The organism is Ramlibacter sp. (assembly GCF_050250995.1).
GTDB lineage: Bacteria > Pseudomonadota > Gammaproteobacteria > Burkholderiales > Burkholderiaceae_C > Ramlibacter.
In genome coordinates this window covers 178428-196154 of the sequence record NZ_JBFWNP010000002.1, presented here as the reverse complement: position 1 = coordinate 196154, position 17727 = coordinate 178428, and the positions used below count along the sequence as shown (strand labels likewise).

The 17727-nt window shown below is 66.9% G+C and carries 25 protein-coding genes; 12 read left to right on the top strand and 13 right to left on the bottom strand.

Translation table 11 applies throughout. The features are described 5' to 3' along the window. Positions 1-3: 3 nt before the first annotated feature. Positions 4-1284, bottom strand: coding sequence for an ATP-binding protein (locus AB7E83_RS02830; protein WP_428565201.1), 1281 nt, complete (start codon positions 1282-1284; stop codon positions 4-6). A 1-nt stretch (position 1285) separates the two neighbouring features. After that, positions 1286-4048, bottom strand: coding sequence for a TrlF family AAA-like ATPase (locus tag AB7E83_RS02825; RefSeq protein WP_428565199.1), 2763 nt, complete (start codon positions 4046-4048; stop codon positions 1286-1288). 179 nt (positions 4049-4227) lie between these two features. Here AB7E83_RS02825 and AB7E83_RS02820 point away from each other — a divergent pair, with 179 nt between their 5' ends. Continuing rightward, on the top strand, positions 4228-4929 hold the full coding sequence (locus AB7E83_RS02820; protein ID WP_428565197.1) for a glutathione S-transferase N-terminal domain-containing protein: 702 nt from the start codon (positions 4228-4230) through the stop codon (positions 4927-4929). 43 nt (positions 4930-4972) lie between these two features. Here the strand turns inward: AB7E83_RS02820 and AB7E83_RS02815 are convergent, their stop codons facing one another. Beyond that, entirely contained in the window at positions 4973-5332 is a 360-nt protein-coding gene (locus AB7E83_RS02815; RefSeq protein WP_428565195.1) for a hypothetical protein, read from the bottom strand. 18 nt (positions 5333-5350) lie between these two features. On the opposite strand from AB7E83_RS02815, the gene AB7E83_RS02810 reads away from it, so the two are divergent. Next, positions 5351-5602 carry a DUF3297 family protein gene (locus AB7E83_RS02810; RefSeq protein ID WP_428565193.1) on the top strand — a complete coding sequence of 84 codons (252 nt, stop codon included), beginning with the start codon at positions 5351-5353 and terminating at the stop codon, positions 5600-5602. Between the two features lie 10 nt (positions 5603-5612). Here AB7E83_RS02810 and AB7E83_RS02805 read toward each other — a convergent pair whose 3' ends face one another. After that, the gene (locus AB7E83_RS02805; protein ID WP_428565191.1) at positions 5613-5846 is read right to left on the bottom strand and encodes a hypothetical protein; all 234 of its coding nucleotides are present in this window, start codon (positions 5844-5846) and stop codon (positions 5613-5615) included. Positions 5847-5989: 143 nt separating this feature from the next. On the opposite strand from AB7E83_RS02805, the gene AB7E83_RS02800 reads away from it, so the two are divergent. The 3 genes from AB7E83_RS02800 to murQ all read left to right on the top strand — a co-directional run bounded on the left by AB7E83_RS02800 (position 5990) and on the right by murQ (position 7738). Then, positions 5990-6472, top strand: a complete 483-nt coding sequence (locus AB7E83_RS02800) for a hypothetical protein (protein WP_428565189.1) — start codon at positions 5990-5992, stop codon at positions 6470-6472. Between the two features lie 130 nt (positions 6473-6602). Then, positions 6603-6821 carry a hypothetical protein gene (locus AB7E83_RS02795; protein ID WP_428565187.1) on the top strand — a complete coding sequence of 73 codons (219 nt, stop codon included), beginning with the start codon at positions 6603-6605 and terminating at the stop codon, positions 6819-6821. Further along, positions 6818-7738 carry an N-acetylmuramic acid 6-phosphate etherase gene (murQ, locus tag AB7E83_RS02790; protein WP_428565185.1) on the top strand — a complete coding sequence of 307 codons (921 nt, stop codon included), beginning with the start codon at positions 6818-6820 and terminating at the stop codon, positions 7736-7738. The genes AB7E83_RS02795 and murQ overlap by 4 nt, the downstream gene beginning before the upstream one ends. A 201-nt stretch (positions 7739-7939) precedes the next feature. Here murQ and AB7E83_RS02785 read toward each other — a convergent pair whose 3' ends face one another. Further along, a complete protein-coding gene (locus AB7E83_RS02785) occupies positions 7940-8569 on the bottom strand; it encodes an ATP-dependent Clp protease proteolytic subunit (protein ID WP_428565183.1) in 630 nt (209 codons plus the stop codon). Between the two features lie 153 nt (positions 8570-8722). Here AB7E83_RS02785 and AB7E83_RS02780 point away from each other — a divergent pair, with 153 nt between their 5' ends. Next, positions 8723-9046 carry a hypothetical protein gene (locus AB7E83_RS02780; RefSeq protein WP_428565181.1) on the top strand — a complete coding sequence of 108 codons (324 nt, stop codon included), beginning with the start codon at positions 8723-8725 and terminating at the stop codon, positions 9044-9046. Positions 9047-9105: 59 nt separating this feature from the next. Here AB7E83_RS02780 and AB7E83_RS02775 read toward each other — a convergent pair whose 3' ends face one another. From AB7E83_RS02775 to AB7E83_RS02755, 5 genes are all read right to left on the bottom strand, one after another. Beyond that, the gene (locus AB7E83_RS02775) at positions 9106-9735 is read right to left on the bottom strand and encodes an HAD family hydrolase (protein ID WP_428565179.1); all 630 of its coding nucleotides are present in this window, start codon (positions 9733-9735) and stop codon (positions 9106-9108) included. Next, a complete protein-coding gene (locus AB7E83_RS02770; protein ID WP_428565177.1) occupies positions 9732-11171 on the bottom strand; it encodes an NAD-dependent succinate-semialdehyde dehydrogenase in 1440 nt (479 codons plus the stop codon). Before AB7E83_RS02770 ends, AB7E83_RS02775 begins: the two co-directional genes overlap by 4 nt. Positions 11172-11334: 163 nt before the next feature. Further along, positions 11335-12594 (bottom strand): glucose-1-phosphate adenylyltransferase, encoded by a 1260-nt coding sequence (gene glgC / locus AB7E83_RS02765; protein WP_428565472.1) that lies wholly within the window; start codon positions 12592-12594, stop codon positions 11335-11337. A gap of 161 nt (positions 12595-12755) precedes the next feature. Beyond that, the gene (locus AB7E83_RS02760; RefSeq protein ID WP_428565175.1) at positions 12756-13421 is read right to left on the bottom strand and encodes a M15 family metallopeptidase; all 666 of its coding nucleotides are present in this window, start codon (positions 13419-13421) and stop codon (positions 12756-12758) included. A gap of 53 nt (positions 13422-13474) precedes the next feature. Further along, entirely contained in the window at positions 13475-13783 is a 309-nt protein-coding gene (locus tag AB7E83_RS02755; RefSeq protein ID WP_428565173.1) for a hypothetical protein, read from the bottom strand. A gap of 300 nt (positions 13784-14083) precedes the next feature. Here AB7E83_RS02755 and AB7E83_RS02750 point away from each other — a divergent pair, with 300 nt between their 5' ends. The 5 genes from AB7E83_RS02750 (at position 14084) to AB7E83_RS02730 (ending at position 15118) form a co-directional block, all read left to right on the top strand. Then, entirely contained in the window at positions 14084-14356 is a 273-nt protein-coding gene (locus AB7E83_RS02750) for a hypothetical protein (protein WP_428565171.1), read from the top strand. A 93-nt stretch (positions 14357-14449) separates the two neighbouring features. Further along, positions 14450-14605, top strand: a complete 156-nt coding sequence (locus AB7E83_RS02745) for a hypothetical protein (RefSeq protein ID WP_428565169.1) — start codon at positions 14450-14452, stop codon at positions 14603-14605. Between the two features lie 27 nt (positions 14606-14632). Further along, positions 14633-14794 carry a hypothetical protein gene (locus AB7E83_RS02740; protein WP_428565167.1) on the top strand — a complete coding sequence of 54 codons (162 nt, stop codon included), beginning with the start codon at positions 14633-14635 and terminating at the stop codon, positions 14792-14794. 27 nt (positions 14795-14821) lie between these two features. Then, complete coding sequence (locus tag AB7E83_RS02735; RefSeq protein ID WP_428565165.1) at positions 14822-14962, top strand: hypothetical protein; 141 nt, start codon at positions 14822-14824, stop codon at positions 14960-14962. Positions 14963-14974: 12 nt separating this feature from the next. Then, positions 14975-15118 carry a hypothetical protein gene (locus tag AB7E83_RS02730; RefSeq protein ID WP_428565163.1) on the top strand — a complete coding sequence of 48 codons (144 nt, stop codon included), beginning with the start codon at positions 14975-14977 and terminating at the stop codon, positions 15116-15118. Positions 15119-15125: 7 nt separating this feature from the next. Here AB7E83_RS02730 and AB7E83_RS02725 read toward each other — a convergent pair whose 3' ends face one another. Next, positions 15126-15866: a hypothetical protein gene (locus tag AB7E83_RS02725; protein WP_428565161.1), complete on the bottom strand. Its 741-nt coding sequence runs from the start codon at positions 15864-15866 to the stop codon at positions 15126-15128. A gap of 119 nt (positions 15867-15985) precedes the next feature. On the opposite strand from AB7E83_RS02725, the gene AB7E83_RS02720 reads away from it, so the two are divergent. Beyond that, positions 15986-16294, top strand: a complete 309-nt coding sequence (locus AB7E83_RS02720; RefSeq protein ID WP_428565159.1) for a hypothetical protein — start codon at positions 15986-15988, stop codon at positions 16292-16294. An 11-nt stretch (positions 16295-16305) separates the two neighbouring features. Here the strand turns inward: AB7E83_RS02720 and AB7E83_RS02715 are convergent, their stop codons facing one another. After that, complete coding sequence (locus AB7E83_RS02715) at positions 16306-17205, bottom strand: DMT family transporter (protein WP_428565157.1); 900 nt, start codon at positions 17203-17205, stop codon at positions 16306-16308. After that, a complete protein-coding gene (locus AB7E83_RS02710) occupies positions 17202-17711 on the bottom strand; it encodes a methylated-DNA--[protein]-cysteine S-methyltransferase (RefSeq protein WP_428565155.1) in 510 nt (169 codons plus the stop codon). The genes AB7E83_RS02715 and AB7E83_RS02710 overlap by 4 nt, the downstream gene beginning before the upstream one ends. Positions 17712-17727: the final 16 nt, after the last annotated feature.

Here is a 17727-nt window from a genome sequence, read left to right as displayed (position 1 = left end):
CTTCTAAGGCGGCGTGTCCTCGCCAGCAGCGGATGCAGCGTAGATTGTGAGAATCAGCTCGCTGTCGTCGTCCATTCGATAGACTGGTCGCGTCCCCGCAAGTTGCTCACTCTTGTTCAAAATGATGGATACGCCTTCGCCGCGCTTGTCCATGATTCGGCTGCGTGGTCCTGCATCCGTGCCATCGGGCACCGGGCATCGGGCCAAAAGACTAGTCAGCGCCTCGTTGCGCGCGGCCTGACGATAGGGGAGGCTGTCCGTTGTCATCGTGTTGGGAAGCATGCCGGGGGAATACAGCTCCAGCCGATCGTCGAATTGCCGCAAGCGAATCTTCGCTCCGGCCATGGAATAGTCGCGATGCGCGACCGCGTTGGTCACGGCTTCGAAGACCGCCAGCATGTCGAACTGCGGAAGGTCTTCGCGTCCCCCGGTCGCCCGTTTGCGAGCGGGAACCTGCATATTCTTTCTGACGAAGGCGCAGGCGTCCGCGATCTGCAGATCGAGCGGTCCGTAAATGTCCTGGGCATCCCTCTGATAACTTGTGTCGCCGCTCGGCACAGCATTGATGCCGCGGTAGGCAACTGCCTGAATGAATGCGTTCGTCAGATGCTGCTGTGGCTTTTTGGACCCCATCAGAAGTCCGGCCACCGTTGGCCGCCAGACCTTCTGTTCGTCTTGAGCGGCCATCGCCAGCTTACCCAATAACACCTCGGGCGGTTCGCTGGCCTGCGACGAGGAGGCGAAGCGGCGCCATAGTGCGTCGTCGAGTTCGGTAAGCACTGCGCGCGGCACAGGGGTTTCGTCGAATCGGATCAGGCGGGACTGGCTGCGCTGCTGAAACAGCCTGGCCAGATGGTCTGGGGCAATCGGACGTTTCGAAGAGCCCACCCGATGCAGATAGCCGCTGGGACTTTGATGAACGAAAAGGCTTCGGCTGACCTCCACGCGAATCACGGGTTGCTCCGTGCCGCCCAGATCGGGGAGGCTTATCCGCTCGATGATCGGCGCAAGCGTCGGTCTGATCGAATCCTCGCATGCCTGCCGAAGCAGGGCTTCGACGGGGTCGAGACGATCGATCGGAATTCCGACGACTTCGCGCGCGTCGTTGACTCCCAAGAGCAGCACACCACCTGCGCTGTTCGCAAAGGCTGCCAGTTCGTCCGCCACCGATTCCTGGCTGGGGCCTCTCACAGTGGAACCGGCAAAGCGCACTTCCTTCAGCTCGAGATAGCTGTCTTCGCCCAGTCGGATCTTTTCAAGCAACTCGCTGCGTGTGTTGAGCATGTCAGGCCTTGCGTCCCAGACGCTTCCAACGCCGGCTGAAGGCTTCCCGTCCGCCTTCCATGACCCGGCATACTTCTTCGCGCACGGGCTCGTCCTGCAGGGATCCCTTCTTCATCACCCGGCATTGTCCCCCACTAAACTCCATGACGTGCATCATCTCGGCGTCGCCGTTGACGACCACGTTGGCATTGTGCGTCACCACGATCAATTGGCGACGGAGCTTGTTCTCGCGAATCTGCCGGACAATCAAGTCGTAGATCAAGTGATTGTCCAAGTCATCCTCGGGCTGGTCGAGGACGAGGGGTTCTTCTCCGAACGCGAGCAGAAATGCCAGCAGCGCCGCCGATCGTTGTCCCTGGGACCCTTCGCTGATCGACTTCCACTCGGAACCCTGCCAGTACTCGATTCGTAAGTCGTCTTGCGGAAACCAGGTTCCGAGGTGGTCGGCGAACTCGGGCTTCTCGTTCTTGCGCTCGAGGTAGTTTCGAAAATGTCCCTTAAGCCGGATGTCGCGACTCGTCAATTGTCGTTTCACGTCTTCCAAAATTTCCAGTTTGCTGCCCTCGGATGCCTGCGCGAGATTCCACGCCAGACCGCTGGAAGGCTCGCCATCGGTTGACGCGAGGATGTCATCTGCGAATCGCTCGTCCACGGCGTCGATCAGTTCGCGCAACTCTCTTGCGATTCGACGCGCATCGAAGCCGAAGGGCACGACCGTAATGCGGACATGCTCGTTGCTCTGCAATGCCCGTGCGACGAACTCCTTGCGCCGGTTGGTGATGGCCTGACGACGCTCCAGCAGGAGCGTCTGCTGCGACTCGATTTGCCGTTGCAGTGCGTCGCGGTCGCCGGCCATCAGTCGCATCGATTTCAGTTGTTCTTCCAACTGCTGTCCTTCCTGTGTCAGCCGCGCGAACGCCTGCGGATCACCCACCCCCTGCTCCGCAAGACGAATCTGCAGTTCGGCATTCGCAGCGCGCGCCGCGTCCACTCGCGCTCGCCACGCCAGCACCCGTTCGTCATGCGCGGACGTGGCGACGAGATCTTTGAGCGTCTGAGCCTCCATCTGAAGTCGCGCTCGCAGTTCCTGCACGGCCCGATCGACGTGAGAGCGCCACGCGAGAATGTCGACGTCGACGCTCGCGAAGTGCTGGGGGGGCCAGTCGTCCAAGACAAGGCGTTCTGCGGCTTCGCGGAGTACGGCCTCGCCGTCGCGCAACTGCGCGAGTGTCGATTCAACTTCACGATTCTGCTGTTGGCCCCGAGCGTAGGACTGCAGGACCGCAGCATGATCCGCCTGGACGAATGCGCCCAATTTTCGTTCGACTTCCTGACGCTTGCGCTCGAGTTCGGGCACCGCGCCAAGTTTCCCATCGAGTTCGCGCAGCCGTGCTCGCAAGGTGAAGAGGGTCCGCCGGGCTTCCTCGAACGCCTGTCCCGAGGGCTCGACTCCTGCCGCCTCGTCGACGATCTTTAGCAGGCTTTGACGTCCGCTGCCTGCCAACGCCGCGATCTGACCCTGAGAAAAGATGCGGACGGGAAATCGTGACGGATTGATGCTTTGGCTGGCTGAGGGCCGCCACGCAGCGCCGTCCCATTCCTCGACCGAAGGGCCTTGACCATCTTCGCGCCAACGCAGCCGCAGGCGAAGGTCTTCGTTCGCCCACTCGACACGGACTTCAGTCTTTGGTGTGAGTGCGCCCTTTCGAAAGGACGTGAATTGGTCGCGCGGACCGCTGGAGTCGGGGAGTTGAGTCACTTCCAACTCGCGCCGCGTCGCCAGTCGCAACGCATGAACGATCGTGGATTTTCCGGTTCCACGTCCGCCGACTATGGCGTTGAAATATGGAGTCAGTGTCAACCGCACTGGATCGGGTCTACCGATCACGCGTCCTTCCAAAATTTCCACGGCTTCGATCATGTGGGCGGGCACGTGAAACGGATCGAAGCCTTGCGAGTCCTCGCTGCGACGGACCGACACGTCGTTGCCGTCCAGCAGCGCCAAGCGAAGTCCTTCCAGTGTCGGACTCGCCATCTTCACCCACGTAAAACGGGTGCCGGGGACGTTCGCGCCACGGAAGCTGTGACAGTCACTGCCGAGAACGCGGGCCAGCGGCTCGACGAGGCGCTGGACAGCCTGGGGAACTGGATTGGCCGTATCGCACCACTCGATCGCGAGCAGCCCGTTCACTTCAAGCGCTTGTGTTACCCATGCGGCGCTCAAGGCGCATTGACGTGTACCGGGCTTGACCCGGAGGAGCCCATTTCCGGCGTCTGCATGCGCGGGGATCGGAATGCCCCCGGCACTCAGCACTGCCTCGATGACCTGGGGCAAGCCCATCCGCGTCTGGCCTTCTCGATCGCCCTTCGAACTGTCGTAGTCGACTCGTCCCAGCAGGGAGTCGATTCGGCTAGCGTCCGAATCGGGCTCGAACAACGCCAGAACATGGACGCCGCCTTGCACCGAAAGTTCCACGCCCGGGAATAGTGTCAACTCGCGAAACCCCGTCGGCGGACGCCCTTGATCCGCAGCCGATTTCATTTCGGCATAGGCAGCCTTGAGCCGGTCGATCCATGCACCGCTGTTGTGATCCGTGACGGCCACGCAGTCCACTTCCGCGGCCATGTACTTCAGCAACCATTCCGGGGGCGTCAAATCCAGACCCTCCCGATGCCAGGGGGTATCTGTCGAAGCAGGCGTGTGCGTGTGGAAGTCGAACTTCCACCAGCGTGATCCCGGATAATTCAGGGTGATGTTGGTCATGATATGTGGCCCCTCGGACGTCCGGCTTCCGTTGCGAACCGACGGACCCGGCTGCATCGATTACGTGTTTGGATTACGCCAGTTCGCGACGTCGAATTCTGACCGATCCCGCTGGGGTTCGAGGCGGTCGCTCTTCCCGGTTCGCGTCGAACAGGTCCGCTGCGCTAGAGTCGTCGCCCATGACCGACCTCCGCGCCTTCCCCATCACGAAGAAGTGGCCCGCGCGCCACCCCGACCGGCTGCAGGTGTATTCGCTGCCCACGCCCAACGGCGTGAAGGTGTCGATCGTGCTGGAGGAGACGGGCCTGCCCTACGAGATGCACAAGGTCTCGTTCGACAGCAACGACCAGATGTCGCCGGAGTTCCTGTCGCTCAATCCGAACAACAAGATCCCGGCGATCCTCGATCCGGACGGTCCCAGCGGCAAGCCGTTCGCGCTGTTCGAGTCGGGCGCGATCCTCGTCTACCTCGCTTCGAAGACCGGCATGCTGATGCCGCGCGACGATCCGGGCCGATTCGAAACGTTGCAGTGGCTCATGTTCCAGATGGGCGGCATCGGCCCGATGTTCGGCCAGGTGGGCTTCTTCCACAAGTTCGCCGGCAAGGACCACGAGGACAAGCGTCCGCGCGACCGCTATGTCGCCGAGTCGAAGCGCCTGCTGGGGGTGCTCGACGGGCGCCTCAAAGGCCGGGCGTGGATCATGGGCGACGACTACGGCATCGCCGACATCGCGACCTTCCCGTGGATCCGCAACCTCGTGGGCTTCTATGGCGCGGGGGACCTCGTGGGCTTCGAAGAGTTCGGCGAGGTGAGGCGCGTATTCGATGCCTTCGTGAAGCGGCCGGCGGTGGAGCGTGGGCTGAATATTCCGCCGCGTTGAAAGCGGGATCGCTGGATTCACGCCTTCGCGGGAATGACGGAAGTCACGCCTGCCAGACGCCGTAGCCCATCGCCCGCAGCGCGATGCCGAGTTCCACCTCCATCGCCTTCGCATCCGCGTAGCGCATCGGGTTGTAGCGCTCGTACAGGGCGGGCAGCAGGCGCAGGCCGTACTCGCGCGCATAGGCGTTCGCCTGGATGCCCGCCTTGTGCCGGTCGAAGCGCAGGTCCGGGTCGAGCCCCGTCATGCCGACGTACACGAAGGGCTTGCCGAGAAGGTAATCGGGATTGGCGCGGCGAAAGCGCGCGACGTTCCACACACGGTCGTCGAGCTCGACGACATACACGTGGTAGTGAAGTCGCGAGCGTCGAGAGGGGCGGGGGGGCGGGGCTGCGCGTGCCATGCGCGCTACGATAGCGCCATGGAAGAAGAAGCCTCCGCGCGTCCCGCGCTCCCCGACCGCCTCTCGATCGATCCCCGCAGCCCGCACCACGTGGCGGACGTGTTCAGGCACGACGTCGGCATCCGCTTCAACGGCAAGGAGCGCGAGGACGTCGAGGAATATTGCGTGAGCGAAGGCTGGGTCCGCGTTCCCGCGGGGCGAACGGTCGACCGCAAGGGCCAACCGCTCATGATCAAGATCAAGGGGAAGGTCGAGGCCTTCTACAAGTAGCGCGAGAGCCTCAGCGGCTGGCGACGCAGGTGCGGGCCTGGACGAAGCCGTTGGCGCTCTTCGGCTGGCAGGACCGCTGTGACGCGACCACGCGTTCGTACGTGACGCACACTTTCATGTATTTCTGGTACTCGGCGCCCTTGAGGCCACGGGCCTCCTGCTTGCACAGCGCGTGGACGCTGTGAGCTGCGGCCGGCGTCCCGCACAGGGCCAGGACAGTGAGCGCACCGATTGCCTTCAACATGTCGACCTCCTCTGTCGATGCGGATGATTCGAACATCGCGACATCGCCGCGTCCACTGTCAGAATTGACGAACCCTTGCGCCGCCGTTAACTAAAGGCTTTGATTGTCACGGAACGTTACCATTGAAGAGTATGGACACACAAATGGACCCCGGAAGGAAGCGGTTTCGCACGGGCATCGTTGTCGCGGCGACGCTCGTCGTGGTGGTAATGGCGGTGCTGGCCGCGGTCAAGACCCAGGAGCGAAAGCCCGCGCGCACGGCCGTCCCGGCGGTCGCGGCGGTGCCGCAGACGCCCGTGCCCCCGCCGCAGGAAGTCGATGGCGCCACGTCGGCCGAGCTCACGCTTGCGCCGCAAGCCGGGCCGCTCAAGGTCGACCTCGCGGCCATCTCCGATGCGCGCCTCGAACCCGGCGGCTCGATCGAGATCGACGTGTTCGCGAACGGACAGAAGTGCAACGGCAAGCGCTACCCGCGCGAGGCGAACCAGGGGCCGGGCTACACGCTCTCGATGGCCTGCAACGACGTGGCGCTTCAGCCCGGCGTGGCACACACGTTCCGCGCGACGCTCTCCGTGGACAAGGGCACCGCGAAGTCCTTCAAGCTGCGCGCGAACTACCACCACTGATCGGCGGCGGGACGCGCCGACGTTTCCGTCGGCTCGCTCGCGCAGCGTGTCCATGCACGCAAGAGTGGATGCAGTCCTACAGTGAGGCCGAGTTGCACCGCTTACGTTGTGCAACTCGGAGACCTCGACGATGACGCAGACGCAAACTCCTCGCGAATTCCACGACAGCGACCCTTCCTTCATCCGCCGGCCGGCGCACGATCTGTTCGATTGGGGCGGGCGCATTGGGCTCACGCACCGCGAGATGCTGGACGCGGTGGCGGATGGCCTGATCCGTCCGGCCGACGCGCAGCGCCTGATCGGCGATGAGAAGCGGCCGCGGCCGGCGCCGGACATCACGCTGCCGTGAATGCACCGCGCTCGCTCGACGCGCGCCTGACCGAGCAGCGCAATCCGCGCACGGCGCGCATCGACCAGCTCGCGACGCTGGAAATCGTCGACCTGATCAACGCCGAGGACCGCATGGTCGCCGCCGCCGTCGGCGAGGAGCGCCAGCAGATCGCTCGCGCGATCGACATCGTGGTCGAGTGCCTGCGCGCGGGCGGGCGGCTGTTCTACGTGGGCGCCGGCACTTCGGGGCGGCTGGGCGTGCTCGATGCGTCGGAGATGCCGCCCACGTACCGCACCGACCCCGCGCTCGTGCAGGGCATCATCGCCGGCGGGCTCGACGCGCTAGTGCGCGCGCAGGAGGGCGCGGAAGACCATGCCGGCGACGGCGCGGCGGCGATGGACGAGAAGAACGTGGACGCCCGCGATTTCGTGCTGGGGATCGCGGCCTCGGGCACGACGCCGTACGTCCACGGCGCTCTGCAGCGCGCGCGCGAACGCGGCGCGCGAACGGGCTTCCTGCTGTGCTCCTGGCCCTCCGAGGCGCTGATGAAGACGCACGACGTCGTGATCGCGCCGCTCGTGGGGCCCGAGGTCATCACGGGTTCGACCCGCATGAAGGCCGGCACCGCGACGAAGATCGTGCTGAACACGATCAGCACGGCCGCGATGGTGAAGCTCGGCAAGGTCTACGGCAACCTGATGGTCGACCTGCAGGTCACCTGCCAGAAGCTGCAGGACCGCGGCGAGCGCATCCTGATGGCGACGGTGGGCGTCTCGCGCGAGGAGGCGCAGCGCCTGCTCGACGAGTCCGGCGGACACGTGAAGACGGCGATCGTGATGGCGAGCCGGTCGCTGGATGCGCAGGAGGCGCGGCAGCGGCTCGATGCGGCCGGCGGCTCGGTGACGGAATTGGTCGGTACCCTGCCTGTTGCGTGATCGGTCCAGCGCACATCCAGCGCCGGCGCGGGCTTGGCGCTGCTGCACCAAGCTTCTTCACAGCCTTGTCCACAGAATCTGTGGGTTCGCGGCTGTCACAACCCTACAACGAAGGACCCCACTGCTGCTGCGCAGCGTGACGAAAATTGGCCTGCGGGGCTTGCCCTCGCCGGGACGCCCCGGCGAAGACCGGTTCGCCGATCACTTGGCGGCGATGTCGGACTTGTTGTTGATGATGCGGCCCACCAGGCCGTATTCGATCGCTTCCTCCGCCGACAGCCAGCGGTCGCGCTCGATGTCGAGGACGACGCTGTCGTAGGGCCGGCCGGTTTCGCGCGAAATCGTGCGCGCGATGCGTTCGCGCGCCTTGATGATCTCCTGCGCGTGGATCGCGATGTCGCTCGCCGGGCCGCCCGCGCCGCCGGACGGTTGATGGATCAGGAAGCGGGTGTTGGGCGTGCAGAAGCGGCGCTCCTTCGGCACCGCAAGGTAAAGGTGCGTCGCCGCGCTGCCGACCCAGCCCGTGCCGATCATGTTCACGGGCGCGCCGATGAAACGGATGATGTCGTGGATGGCGTCGCCCGATTCGAGGTGGCCGCCGGGCGAGCTCACCAGCATGTCGATGGGCATCTGCGAGTCGGCATCGAGCGCGAGCAGGCGTCGCGCGATGTCGGCGGCGGACTTGTCCGAGATCGCGCCGAACACGAGCACCGTGCGGGCCTTGAAGGTCTTTTCTTCCAGGAAGTTCGTGCGCGGCTCCGAGGTGGAGGCGCCGGGGCCGGAGCCCGGTTCCTGCTCTTGCTCGTCGGGGTCGTTGTCGTAGACGTTCATTGTCGTGGTCCGTGGCGTCGAAAACCCGATCATGCACCAGCGGCGGGGCGCCGGACGGCAGGCGGGGAATGTCTCCTACAAGGACCGGCGGCGCTCGGGCCGAAACTCGGTGACACACCGCCGATTCGCCAACGCATCCAAGCAGGAACCGCCGTGGAACCTCTGCCCTTCAAGACGCTGCTGTACCGCTATTTCTTCTTCGGCTGGCTGTTCAAGGAGGTCGACAACGTCGATCCCTTCGAGCGCGGCCTCGCCCTCCATCACAACCGCCGCCAGGCCGCATGGCTGCCGAAGTACATGTTCCGATGGCTGGGCTGGTGTTTCTTCTTCTACGGCGTGGCCGGCGTGCTGGAGCTCGGCCTGGAACTCGACATCCTGCCGCGCTTCCTCTACGCCGCGAGCGCCGGCTGCCTGGCCTTCGGCGTCATGACCGCAACGGCGTGGCTGACGCTGACTCAAAAACGCCAGGAGCATTAGCGGAATTCTTCGACGGACGCGTGCCCGCGCCCCGCACTGCGCGGCCGGCAGGCGGAAGCTCAGGCCAGGCCCCGCGCGGCCAGCTCGCCGCGCACATCCTCGGGCGAGCGGACGAGCGCGGCCTGCAGGCCCAGCGCCCGCGCGGCGTCGACGTTGTCCGCGAGGTCGTCGAAGAACAGCACCTCCGGCGCGTCCACGCCCATGCGCTCGAGGGCATAGGCGAACGACGACGGATGCGGCTTGCGAAAGCCGATGTCGTGCGAGAAGAACGCCTGCTCGAACAGGCCGAGCGTGCCGGGGCACATTTTGTCGTAGGCCGCGATGTGCGTGGGGTTCGTGTTGGACAGCGCGTAGCAGGGCAGCCGCGAGCGGACGCGCTCGATCAGCGACACCGTCGGTGCGATGGGCGCCACGAACACGGCGTTCCAGCCGGCTTCGATGAAAGCATCGTCGCCATCGAGCGCCATCAGTTCGCGCACGTGCGCGAAGTACTCGTTCGCGGCAAGATGCCCCGTCTCGTGCGCCTGATAGGGCGCGTCGAAATGGAACAGCTCGCGCAGGCGCGCGGGCGGGTGCCGGGAGGCCTTCTCCCAGTGCGAAAGCGTGCGCTCGAAATCGACGTCGACGACCACGCCGCCGAGGTCGAAGAGCAGGGCGCGGATCGGCCCCGCTTCCCCGCGTGGCCTCAAACGTTCATCACCGACACGGCGCGCACGTTGAGGTACGCCTCCACGGCCTCGGGGCCGCCCTCGGAGCCGTAGCCCGAGTCCTTGATGCCGCCGAAAGGCATCTCGGCCGAGGGCAGCGCCGGCATGTTGATCCACAGCATGCCCACTTCGACCCTGCGCGACAGCAGGTCGGCGTTCTTCAGCGACTTCGTGAACGCATAGCCGGCCAGGCCGTAGGGCAGGCGATTCGCTTCGGCGATCGCGTCTTCCAGCCGCTCGAAACCGCGCAGCGCGGCGACGGGGCCGAAGGGCTCGTCGTTGAAGATCTTCGCCTGCAGGGGCACGTCGGCCAGGATGGTCGGCTGCCAGAAGTTGCCCGTGTCGCCGATGCGCTCGCCGCCCGCCAGCACCTTCGCGCCCTTCTCGACGGCGTCCTTCGTGATCTCGGTCATGGCGGTGAGCCGGCGCGGGTTCGCGAGCGGACCCATGTGCGTGCCCTCCTCGAGGCCGTCGCCGACCTTCAGGCCCTGTGCATGCTTGGCGAGCGCCTGCGCGAACTCGTTCTTGATGCTCTCGTGCACGAGGAAGCGGGTGGGCGAGATGCAGACCTGGCCGGCATTGCGGAACTTCGCCGCGCCCGCGGACTTCACGGCGGTGGCGATGTCGGCGTCCTCGCAGACGATCACCGGGGCGTGGCCGCCGAGCTCCATGGTCACGCGCTTCATGTGCTGGCCGGCCATCGCGGCGAGCTGCTTGCCCACCGGGGTGGAGCCGGTGAACGTGATTTTGCGGATGACGGGGTGCGGAATCAGGTAGCTCGAGATCTCGGCGGGGTTGCCGTACACGAGCTGCAGCACGCCGGGCGGGATGCCGGCGTCGATGAAGGCCTGGATCAGCGCGGCGGGGCCGGCCGGGGTTTCCTCGGGCGCCTTCACCAGCATCGAGCAGCCCGCGGCGAGCGCGGCGGCGACCTTGCGCACGACCTGGTTGATCGGGAAGTTCCAGGGCGTGAAGGCGGCGACGGGGCCGACCGGGTCCTTCAGCACCATCTGCCGCACCGCGAGGTTGCCGCGCGAGGGCACGATGCGGCCGTAGACGCGGAAGCCTTCCTCGGCGAACCATTCGATGATGTCGGCGGCGGCCATCGCCTCGCCCTTGGCCTCGACCAGCGGCTTGCCCTGTTCCTGCGTCAGCAGGCGGCCGATGTCGCCGGCGCGCTCGCGCATGAAGCCGGCGGCCTTGCGCATGATCTTGCTGCGGTCGGCGGCGGTCATGTCGCGCCAGGTCTCGAAGCCTTTCTGCGCGGCCTCGAGGGCGCGGTCGAGGTCGGCGCGCCCGGCATGCGCCACGCGGCCGATTTCCTTGCCCGTGGCCGGGTTGTGGACGGCGAGGGAACGGCCGTCGGCGGCGTCCTGCCATTGGCCATTGATGAAGAGCTGGGTGTTGGGATACGTCATGGCGGTGCTCGCGGTTTCGGTGGCGAAAGGAAGCCGCATTCTCGCTGAAGCCGGAAAACCCCCGCCACGCTCCGGTTCCGGCCGGTCGGGGCACGCGGCGGCGGCGTCTCGCGCGACGCCCCGGAGGGTCAGGCCCGCTGGCTCACCGCGCAGGCGGCGCGCGTCACGCCGCCGCCGCGAGCTTGTCGAGCATTTCCTTGGTGACGAGCACCACGCCGTTGTCCGTGCGGAAGAAGCGCCGCGCGTCCTCCTCGGCGTTTTCGCCGATCACCATGCCGTCCGGGATCGTGCAGCCGCGGTCGATGACCACGCACGACAGGCGCGCGCCGCGGCCGATTTCGCACTGCGGCAGGATCACGGCCTGGCTGATGTTGCACGAGGAGCGCACGCGCACGCTGGAGAAGAGCACCGCTTCGCGCAGCGCCGAGCCCTCCACGATGCAGCCGCCCGAGACCAGCACGTTCGCCGTCTCGCCCTGGTGGCCGCGCTCGTCGGGCACGAATTTCGCGGGCGGCAGCTGCTCCTGGTAGGTCCAGATCGGCCACTCGCGGTCGTACAGGTTCAGCTCGGGCATCTGCGACGCCAGGTCGAGGTTGGCGGCCCAGAACGCGTCGACCGTGCCGACGTCGCGCCAGTACGGGTTCTCGCGCGTGGTGTACGGCACGCTCGACAGGTTGAGCGGGTGCGCGATGGCCTGGCCTTCCTTCACCACGCGCGGAATGACGTTCTTGCCGAAGTCGTGCTCGGTCTTTTCCTGCCGCATCTCCTCGTCTAGGAGGGTGTACAGGTACTCCGCGTCGAAGACGTAGATGCCCATGCTGCCCAGCGCCTTGTCGGGCTTGCCCGGCATCGGCGGCGGGTCCGCGGGCTTCTCGAGGAAGGCCGTGATGCGGCGGCTCTCGTCGATGTGCATCACGCCGAGCGCGGTCGCCTCCATGCGCGGCACCTCGATGCAGCCGACCGTGCATTTCGCGCCGCTTTGCACATGGTCGAGCAGCATGAGCGAGTAATCCTGCTTGTAGATGTGGTCGCCCGCCAGCACGAGGATGTACTCCGGGCCGTAGGCGCGCAGGATGTCGATGTTCTGGTAGATCGCATCGGCCGTGCCGCGGTACCAGAACGCCTCGTTCACGCGCTGCTGCGCCGGCAGCAGGTCGATGAATTCCTCGGCTTCGCCGCGCAGGAAATTCCAGCCGCGCTGCAGGTGGCGCAGGAGCGAGTGCGACTTGTACTGCGTGAGCACCGCGATCCGGCGGATGCCCGAGTTGATGCAGTTCGACAGCGCGAAGTCGATGATGCGGAACTTGCCGCCGAAGTACACGGCCGGCTTGGCCCGCCGGTCGGTGAGGTTGAAAAGCCGCGAGCCGCGCCCGCCGGCGAGCACCAGCGCGACGGTGCGCTGCGGCAGGCGGCGCGAGCGCATCGCGCGCTCCGCCTGCGAATCGTGCGATTCGTCGTCCGGCGTGGTGCCGTTGGGAAAGCGTTCCTTGCCTCGTTCGTCTGCCATGCGTTGAGTACCTCTCGCGGATGACTTTCCCGCAGTGGCGCGTCCCGCCTTGTAGGACGCGGCCTTGTCCGGCGCGCTCATGGGCTCATGGGCCGCTCGACCGGCGCGTAGATCGCGTGCGGCTCGCCGCGGCGCGCTGCCCAGTAGCGGTCGCCGTACGAATAGTGCCACCACTCGCGCACGTAGTTGGCGAAGCCCTGCGCCTCCATCGCCTCGCACAGCAGCAGCCGGTTGGCCTGCGCGGCCGGTGCGAGCCCGGCATGGCGCGTCTCGCAGAATTCGGAGGCGACGTCGACCCAGTCCTTGACCTCCATTCCGAAGTCGATGACGCGGCCCTCCGGATCGACCAGTTCCAGGTCCACGGCGCCGCCCGTGCTGTGCGGCGGGATGTTGGGCGTGCCGTCCCAGTGCACGATGGGCGAGACGAGCAGGGTCGCGCGTTCGTGGACCTGCTGCGCCGTCAGCTGTGGGTGCGTCTGCGCAACGCGCCGCTTCTCTTCCTCGAACAGCCAGCGCTGGATCTCGAGGCTGCGAAGGCCTTCGTAGAGCCGCAGCCGGAGGCCGGCGGGCAGGGAAGCCTGCACGCGCAAAAGCCGCTCGTACACGCCGCGGCGCATCCAGAGGTAGTCGGGTTCGGTCTCGGGACGTTCGGGCGGCGGGCCCCACAGGAGCCCGCCTTCGCGGCGGAGGTCGACCAGCGGCTCGCCGCATTCCCGGATGGGGACGGCATGCAGGGAATTCATGCCGTCGAGCTTACCCTCGCGGCGGCTGCGCCGCGCGACGGAGATTGAACGGGTCAGGCGGCGAGTTCGGGCTTGAGATCGCTCAGGGGGATGAGGCCCTGGTCGCCATCTTCGTAGAGCAGGTGGGCGGCGCCGCCCATGGGACGCCAGCAGGCCCGGTAGCTGCGGCCATCCACGGTGGCGGAGGCCGCCTTGTAGTCTTCGCGCAGGCCGGTGGGCAACTGTCCGAGAACCTGCTCGCTCGTGCAGGGCTGCTCGGCGAGGCGGACACTGTCGTTGCCCTGGCGCGCGACGAGTTCGTCGGCGAAGGCGGGCGCGAGCGCGGTGGCGGCCAGTGCGGCGCAAAGAAGGATCTTTCTCATGAAGGGCTCCCGGTGGCGCGACGCACTTGCTCGGAGGGGAATGCGTTCGCTGGAGTGAATCGTGCGCCGCGCCGCCCTTCCTGCCGTGTAGGACGGCAGGCGCAGGCTGCGTCACTCGCGGACGCTGCCCCGCGCGGGATTTCGCCGGGTATCGGTCGCGATGCAGTCAGGATCAGCACACTGCCTGCGCCGCGCATCCGTCGCTTCCTACACGCGCGCGCCATCCGGCGGGCCTAGATTATTTCCATGAGAACGCAAGCGACCCCGCACGCGACACCGCAAGGATCGGACAAACCCGCCATGCGCTACGACCGCGCCGAATACGCCAACATCTTCGCGCTGCAGCAGGAGGTCGCGCGTGCCGAAGCCGACTACCAGCGGCTGCGCAATGCCTACCTCGATATCGCGAAGAACGAGCCGGGCCACGAAGTCGCGCTCGCGATGGTGGGCGCCGACATGGACCGCGCGCATGCACGCCTGCAGGCGCTCATCGGGCTGCCCCGCCTGCCGTTCACGCACGAGCCGAGCGTCGTGGTGCGCCGCGAGGCGCAGCGCCGCACGGAAGATCACTGAGGGCTGCGGGCGCGAGGGACTACAGCGTTTAGGCGCGGGCTCCGAAGCGCGCAATGAAGTGGACGCCGCACCATGGGGGCAAAGGAGATCGCGATGATTCCCTACGACATCGACCCCAGCCTGCACAACGCCGACCCCGCACCCCAGACCCTCGACGACGGCTTCGCGCCGCCGCCGCCTGCCGACGACGCGCCGGCCGCGCGCGAGGAGGCGCTGGAAGAGGCCCTGGCGAGCAAGAGCGACTTCTGATTTTTTCCATCCTGAACTGGCCGCCCCATGAATACGCCCACGCACGCCCCCGCACAGCCCGACACGCTGCCTTCGGACCCGCCCTCGGAGGAGCCCAACCCGACGCAGCTTCCGGTGGAGCCGGAGTTCGGCCAGGCCTTGCCGCCGCTCGACCCCGACGTGCCCGGCGTGCCGCAACCCAAGATCTGACCCTTCACGCAACGCAGGAGATCCGCCATGAAGACCACCCCCCAGGGCATCACGCCCCCCACGCCCGGCCTCGATCGCGAGGAGCCCGAATTCGACGTCACCGAAGCCGACATTCCCGGCGACGATGGCGGCTGGGCGCTTGCCGAATTCGACACGGTCGATAAGTAGGCCGCCCGCGCCATGACGACGACCCCCGAGCCGCCGCCATCCCCCACCGAGGCGCCGAAGCCGACGAACCCGGAGCCGACCACGGCGCCGATGGACCCGGAGAAGGGGCGCGTGAAGACGCCCGACGAGAACAAGTCGGAGCATCCGAAGCAGTAGGCTTGGCCTACAAGGACGCCTGCACGCCCTCGTCGCCCAGCGGCACGGGCGTTGCCTTGGCGAGCGCCATCCACACGCCGAAGGGTAGCGAGGTCCGCGCGTGGCGCTTCGCCGCGCGTGCGACGCGCAGGCGACCCCCCTCGAGCATCATCACACCGCATTCCCCGGGAATCTCGTCGGGCGAACCGATGGCCCGTCCCTTCGCGTCGCAACCGAGCACGTACCAGCACTCGCCGAGATCGAGATACGCAGAGCGCTTCGCGATCTGCTTCAGGTCGCCCAGCAGGTCGGCGCGCCGCACCTTCACCTCGTGGACGATGGGTTCGACGTAGGTTTCCACGGAGGTGTGCCGGATCGAGAACACGTCCGGCTTCGCGATGCACCAGCGCAGCGGCTTCGCTTCGTCGCCGGTCGGCACCTGTGCGCGCAGGCTCAGGCCGCGCCATGCAAGCCGTCCGGCCCGTGACATCTCCAGCGCGACCTGCTCCACCAGCGCCTCGTGCGCGGACAACGCGCGGCGATTCGTCGCGAGCGAACGCGCGATCCATTGCACGCCCGTGTCGGTGACGCGCAGCGTCTCGTGCCCGAGGGGCGAGCGGATGCGCTCGAGGAGCCCGGCCGCGAGAAGGTCGATCTCCAGGGCGTCCTGGCAGGGCCACCCGGCCGAGCGGTACACCTCGCGCAGGCGGCGCGCATGCGCCCGGCCGAGGGCGGCCGAAGGGCTGGCGGAAGTGTCGGGGGAAGTCATGACCGGAAACTGCGGGTCGCGAGCGCGGAGTGTAGAGGACAGCGCCAGTAGGCACGCTCCCACGCCTGCTCGCGCGGTGCGCTTATCGAGCGCTCCGAGTGGGTGCACACAATGTCGCCATGGTCGAGAAAACAGTTTATGGCATCACCGCCGTCCGCTATTCGGGCAATCAGATCGTCGAAGCGATGATGGGTCTCGTCGACGAGAACATGAATCGCTGGGACGTCGGTCCCGCACCCACGCGCGTCGTGGGCGTGGTCGACCGGCTCGTGGAAGGCGATACGGTCATCACGCTGTTTCCCCACGACGACGGCGGCTTCGAAGCCGGCCCGCAAGTCCTGGTGGACGTGCTGGCCGAAGGCACCGAGACCCTCGCGCTCGATTTCGAGACGCCCGGCAAGCGGCTCGCGGATCTGCCGCGGTTCTGACACCTCGTCCATCAGGCCCGGTTTCGCAGCGCACCGGGCAGCTTCAGCAGCCCCGTCGACAGCGCGGTTCCGCACACGATCACCGCGCCGCAGATCAGCATCCAGGCAGTCAGCGGCTCGTGCAGGAACGCGGTGCCGTAGAACACCGCGAACACCGGAATGAGGAAGGTCACCGCCAGCGCGCGCGCCGGGCCGGCGCTCTCGATCAGCCGGAAATACAGGATGTATGCGAGCGCCGTGCAGACCACGCCCGCGATGGCGAGCGCGCCCCAGGCCTGCAGGCTGGGCATCTTCGCGGGCCACAGCAGCAGCGCCGGGATCGCGAGGCCGAGCGTCGCGCCGAGCTGGCTGCCGGTGGCGGTGACCAGCGGCGGGATGCCGGTGAGGTGCTTCTTCGTCGCGCTGGCCGCCACCGCATATGACGTGGTCGCGAGCAGGCAGGCCAGCACGGCCCAGAGCGGCGCGAGCCCCGTGGCCTCCGGCCGGAAGCCCGCCTTGTCGCCCGCGAGCATCGCGACGCCGAGAAAACCGATGGCAAGCCCGACCACCCGCGTGCCGGAAGGCCGGTCCTTCAGCCACAGCCACGCGACGATCGCACCGAAGAGCGGGACCGTCGCGTTCAGGATCGCCGAAAGGCCGGTCGTGATCGACAGCACGGCGAACGCGAACAGCACGAAGGGCAGGCCGGAGTTGAACAGGCCGATGAGCAGGATCGGCTTCGCGTGCCGCCGCAGTTCCGCGCCCTGACGGCGCATCAGCACGAGCGGCAGCAGGAACGCGGTGGCGATGGCCACGCGCACGGCGGCCGTGGGCACCGCGCCGAATTCGACGACCGCGATGCGCGTGAAGAGGAACGACGAGCCCCAGATCGCCGCGAGGAGCATGAAGTCGACGATGGAGGCGGTGCTCATCGCGTGGAGGCTTCCGCGGCGCGTGCGCCCTGGCATGCGCCTTCGAGTCGGAGCAGTGCCGTCTTGCGGTCGAGCCCGCCCGCGTAACCCGTGAGCGAGCCGCCCGCGCCCAGCACGCGGTGGCAGGGCACGACGATGGACAAGGGGTTGCGCCCGACCGCCGCGCCGACCGCGCGCGACGCCGTCGGCTTGCCGATGCATTGCCCGATCTGCGCGTAGCTCATCGTGCGGCCGGACGGGATGGCGAGCAGGGCCTGCCACACGGACTGCTGGAACGGCGTGCCCGCCTGCAGGTCCAGCGGCAGATCGAAGGTCGCGCGATGGCCGGCGAAGTAATCGTCGAGCTGGCGTGTTGCTTCCTTCAGCAGCGGGTGGTCGGGCGCCTCGCGCCAGTCGCGAATCTCCGGCCCGTGCTTCTGTCCGCGGAACCAGACGCCCGCGAGGCCGCGGTCGGTAGCCGCGACGATCATCTCGCCGAGCGGGCTCGCGTAGTTCAGATAGTCCATGTCCGTCCTTCGAATT

Coding starts and splice junctions, on each gene's coding strand:
- AB7E83_RS02725 (WP_428565161.1), bottom strand. CDS start 15,866: ATGACTTCCCCCGACACTTCCGCCAGCCCTTCGGCCGCCCTCGGCCGG.
- AB7E83_RS02720 (WP_428565159.1), top strand. CDS start 15,986: ATGGTCGAGAAAACAGTTTATGGCATCACCGCCGTCCGCTATTCGGGC.
- AB7E83_RS02770 (WP_428565177.1), bottom strand. CDS start 11,171: ATGACGTATCCCAACACCCAGCTCTTCATCAATGGCCAATGGCAGGAC.
- AB7E83_RS02795 (WP_428565187.1), top strand. CDS start 6,603: ATGACGCAGACGCAAACTCCTCGCGAATTCCACGACAGCGACCCTTCC.
- AB7E83_RS02760 (WP_428565175.1), bottom strand. CDS start 13,421: ATGAATTCCCTGCATGCCGTCCCCATCCGGGAATGCGGCGAGCCGCTG.
- AB7E83_RS02750 (WP_428565171.1), top strand. CDS start 14,084: ATGCGCTACGACCGCGCCGAATACGCCAACATCTTCGCGCTGCAGCAG.
- AB7E83_RS02800 (WP_428565189.1), top strand. CDS start 5,990: ATGGACCCCGGAAGGAAGCGGTTTCGCACGGGCATCGTTGTCGCGGCG.
- AB7E83_RS02805 (WP_428565191.1), bottom strand. CDS start 5,846: ATGTTGAAGGCAATCGGTGCGCTCACTGTCCTGGCCCTGTGCGGGACG.
- glgC (WP_428565472.1), bottom strand. CDS start 12,594: ATGCGCTCGCGCCGCCTGCCGCAGCGCACCGTCGCGCTGGTGCTCGCC.
- AB7E83_RS02730 (WP_428565163.1), top strand. CDS start 14,975: ATGACGACGACCCCCGAGCCGCCGCCATCCCCCACCGAGGCGCCGAAG.
- AB7E83_RS02820 (WP_428565197.1), top strand. CDS start 4,228: ATGACCGACCTCCGCGCCTTCCCCATCACGAAGAAGTGGCCCGCGCGC.
- AB7E83_RS02755 (WP_428565173.1), bottom strand. CDS start 13,783: ATGAGAAAGATCCTTCTTTGCGCCGCACTGGCCGCCACCGCGCTCGCG.
- AB7E83_RS02745 (WP_428565169.1), top strand. CDS start 14,450: ATGATTCCCTACGACATCGACCCCAGCCTGCACAACGCCGACCCCGCA.
- AB7E83_RS02825 (WP_428565199.1), bottom strand. CDS start 4,048: ATGACCAACATCACCCTGAATTATCCGGGATCACGCTGGTGGAAGTTC.
- AB7E83_RS02815 (WP_428565195.1), bottom strand. CDS start 5,332: ATGGCACGCGCAGCCCCGCCCCCCCGCCCCTCTCGACGCTCGCGACTT.
- AB7E83_RS02740 (WP_428565167.1), top strand. CDS start 14,633: ATGAATACGCCCACGCACGCCCCCGCACAGCCCGACACGCTGCCTTCG.
- AB7E83_RS02735 (WP_428565165.1), top strand. CDS start 14,822: ATGAAGACCACCCCCCAGGGCATCACGCCCCCCACGCCCGGCCTCGAT.
- AB7E83_RS02715 (WP_428565157.1), bottom strand. CDS start 17,205: ATGAGCACCGCCTCCATCGTCGACTTCATGCTCCTCGCGGCGATCTGG.
- AB7E83_RS02785 (WP_428565183.1), bottom strand. CDS start 8,569: ATGAACGTCTACGACAACGACCCCGACGAGCAAGAGCAGGAACCGGGC.
- AB7E83_RS02830 (WP_428565201.1), bottom strand. CDS start 1,284: ATGCTCAACACACGCAGCGAGTTGCTTGAAAAGATCCGACTGGGCGAA.
- AB7E83_RS02810 (WP_428565193.1), top strand. CDS start 5,351: ATGGAAGAAGAAGCCTCCGCGCGTCCCGCGCTCCCCGACCGCCTCTCG.
- AB7E83_RS02710 (WP_428565155.1), bottom strand. CDS start 17,711: ATGGACTATCTGAACTACGCGAGCCCGCTCGGCGAGATGATCGTCGCG.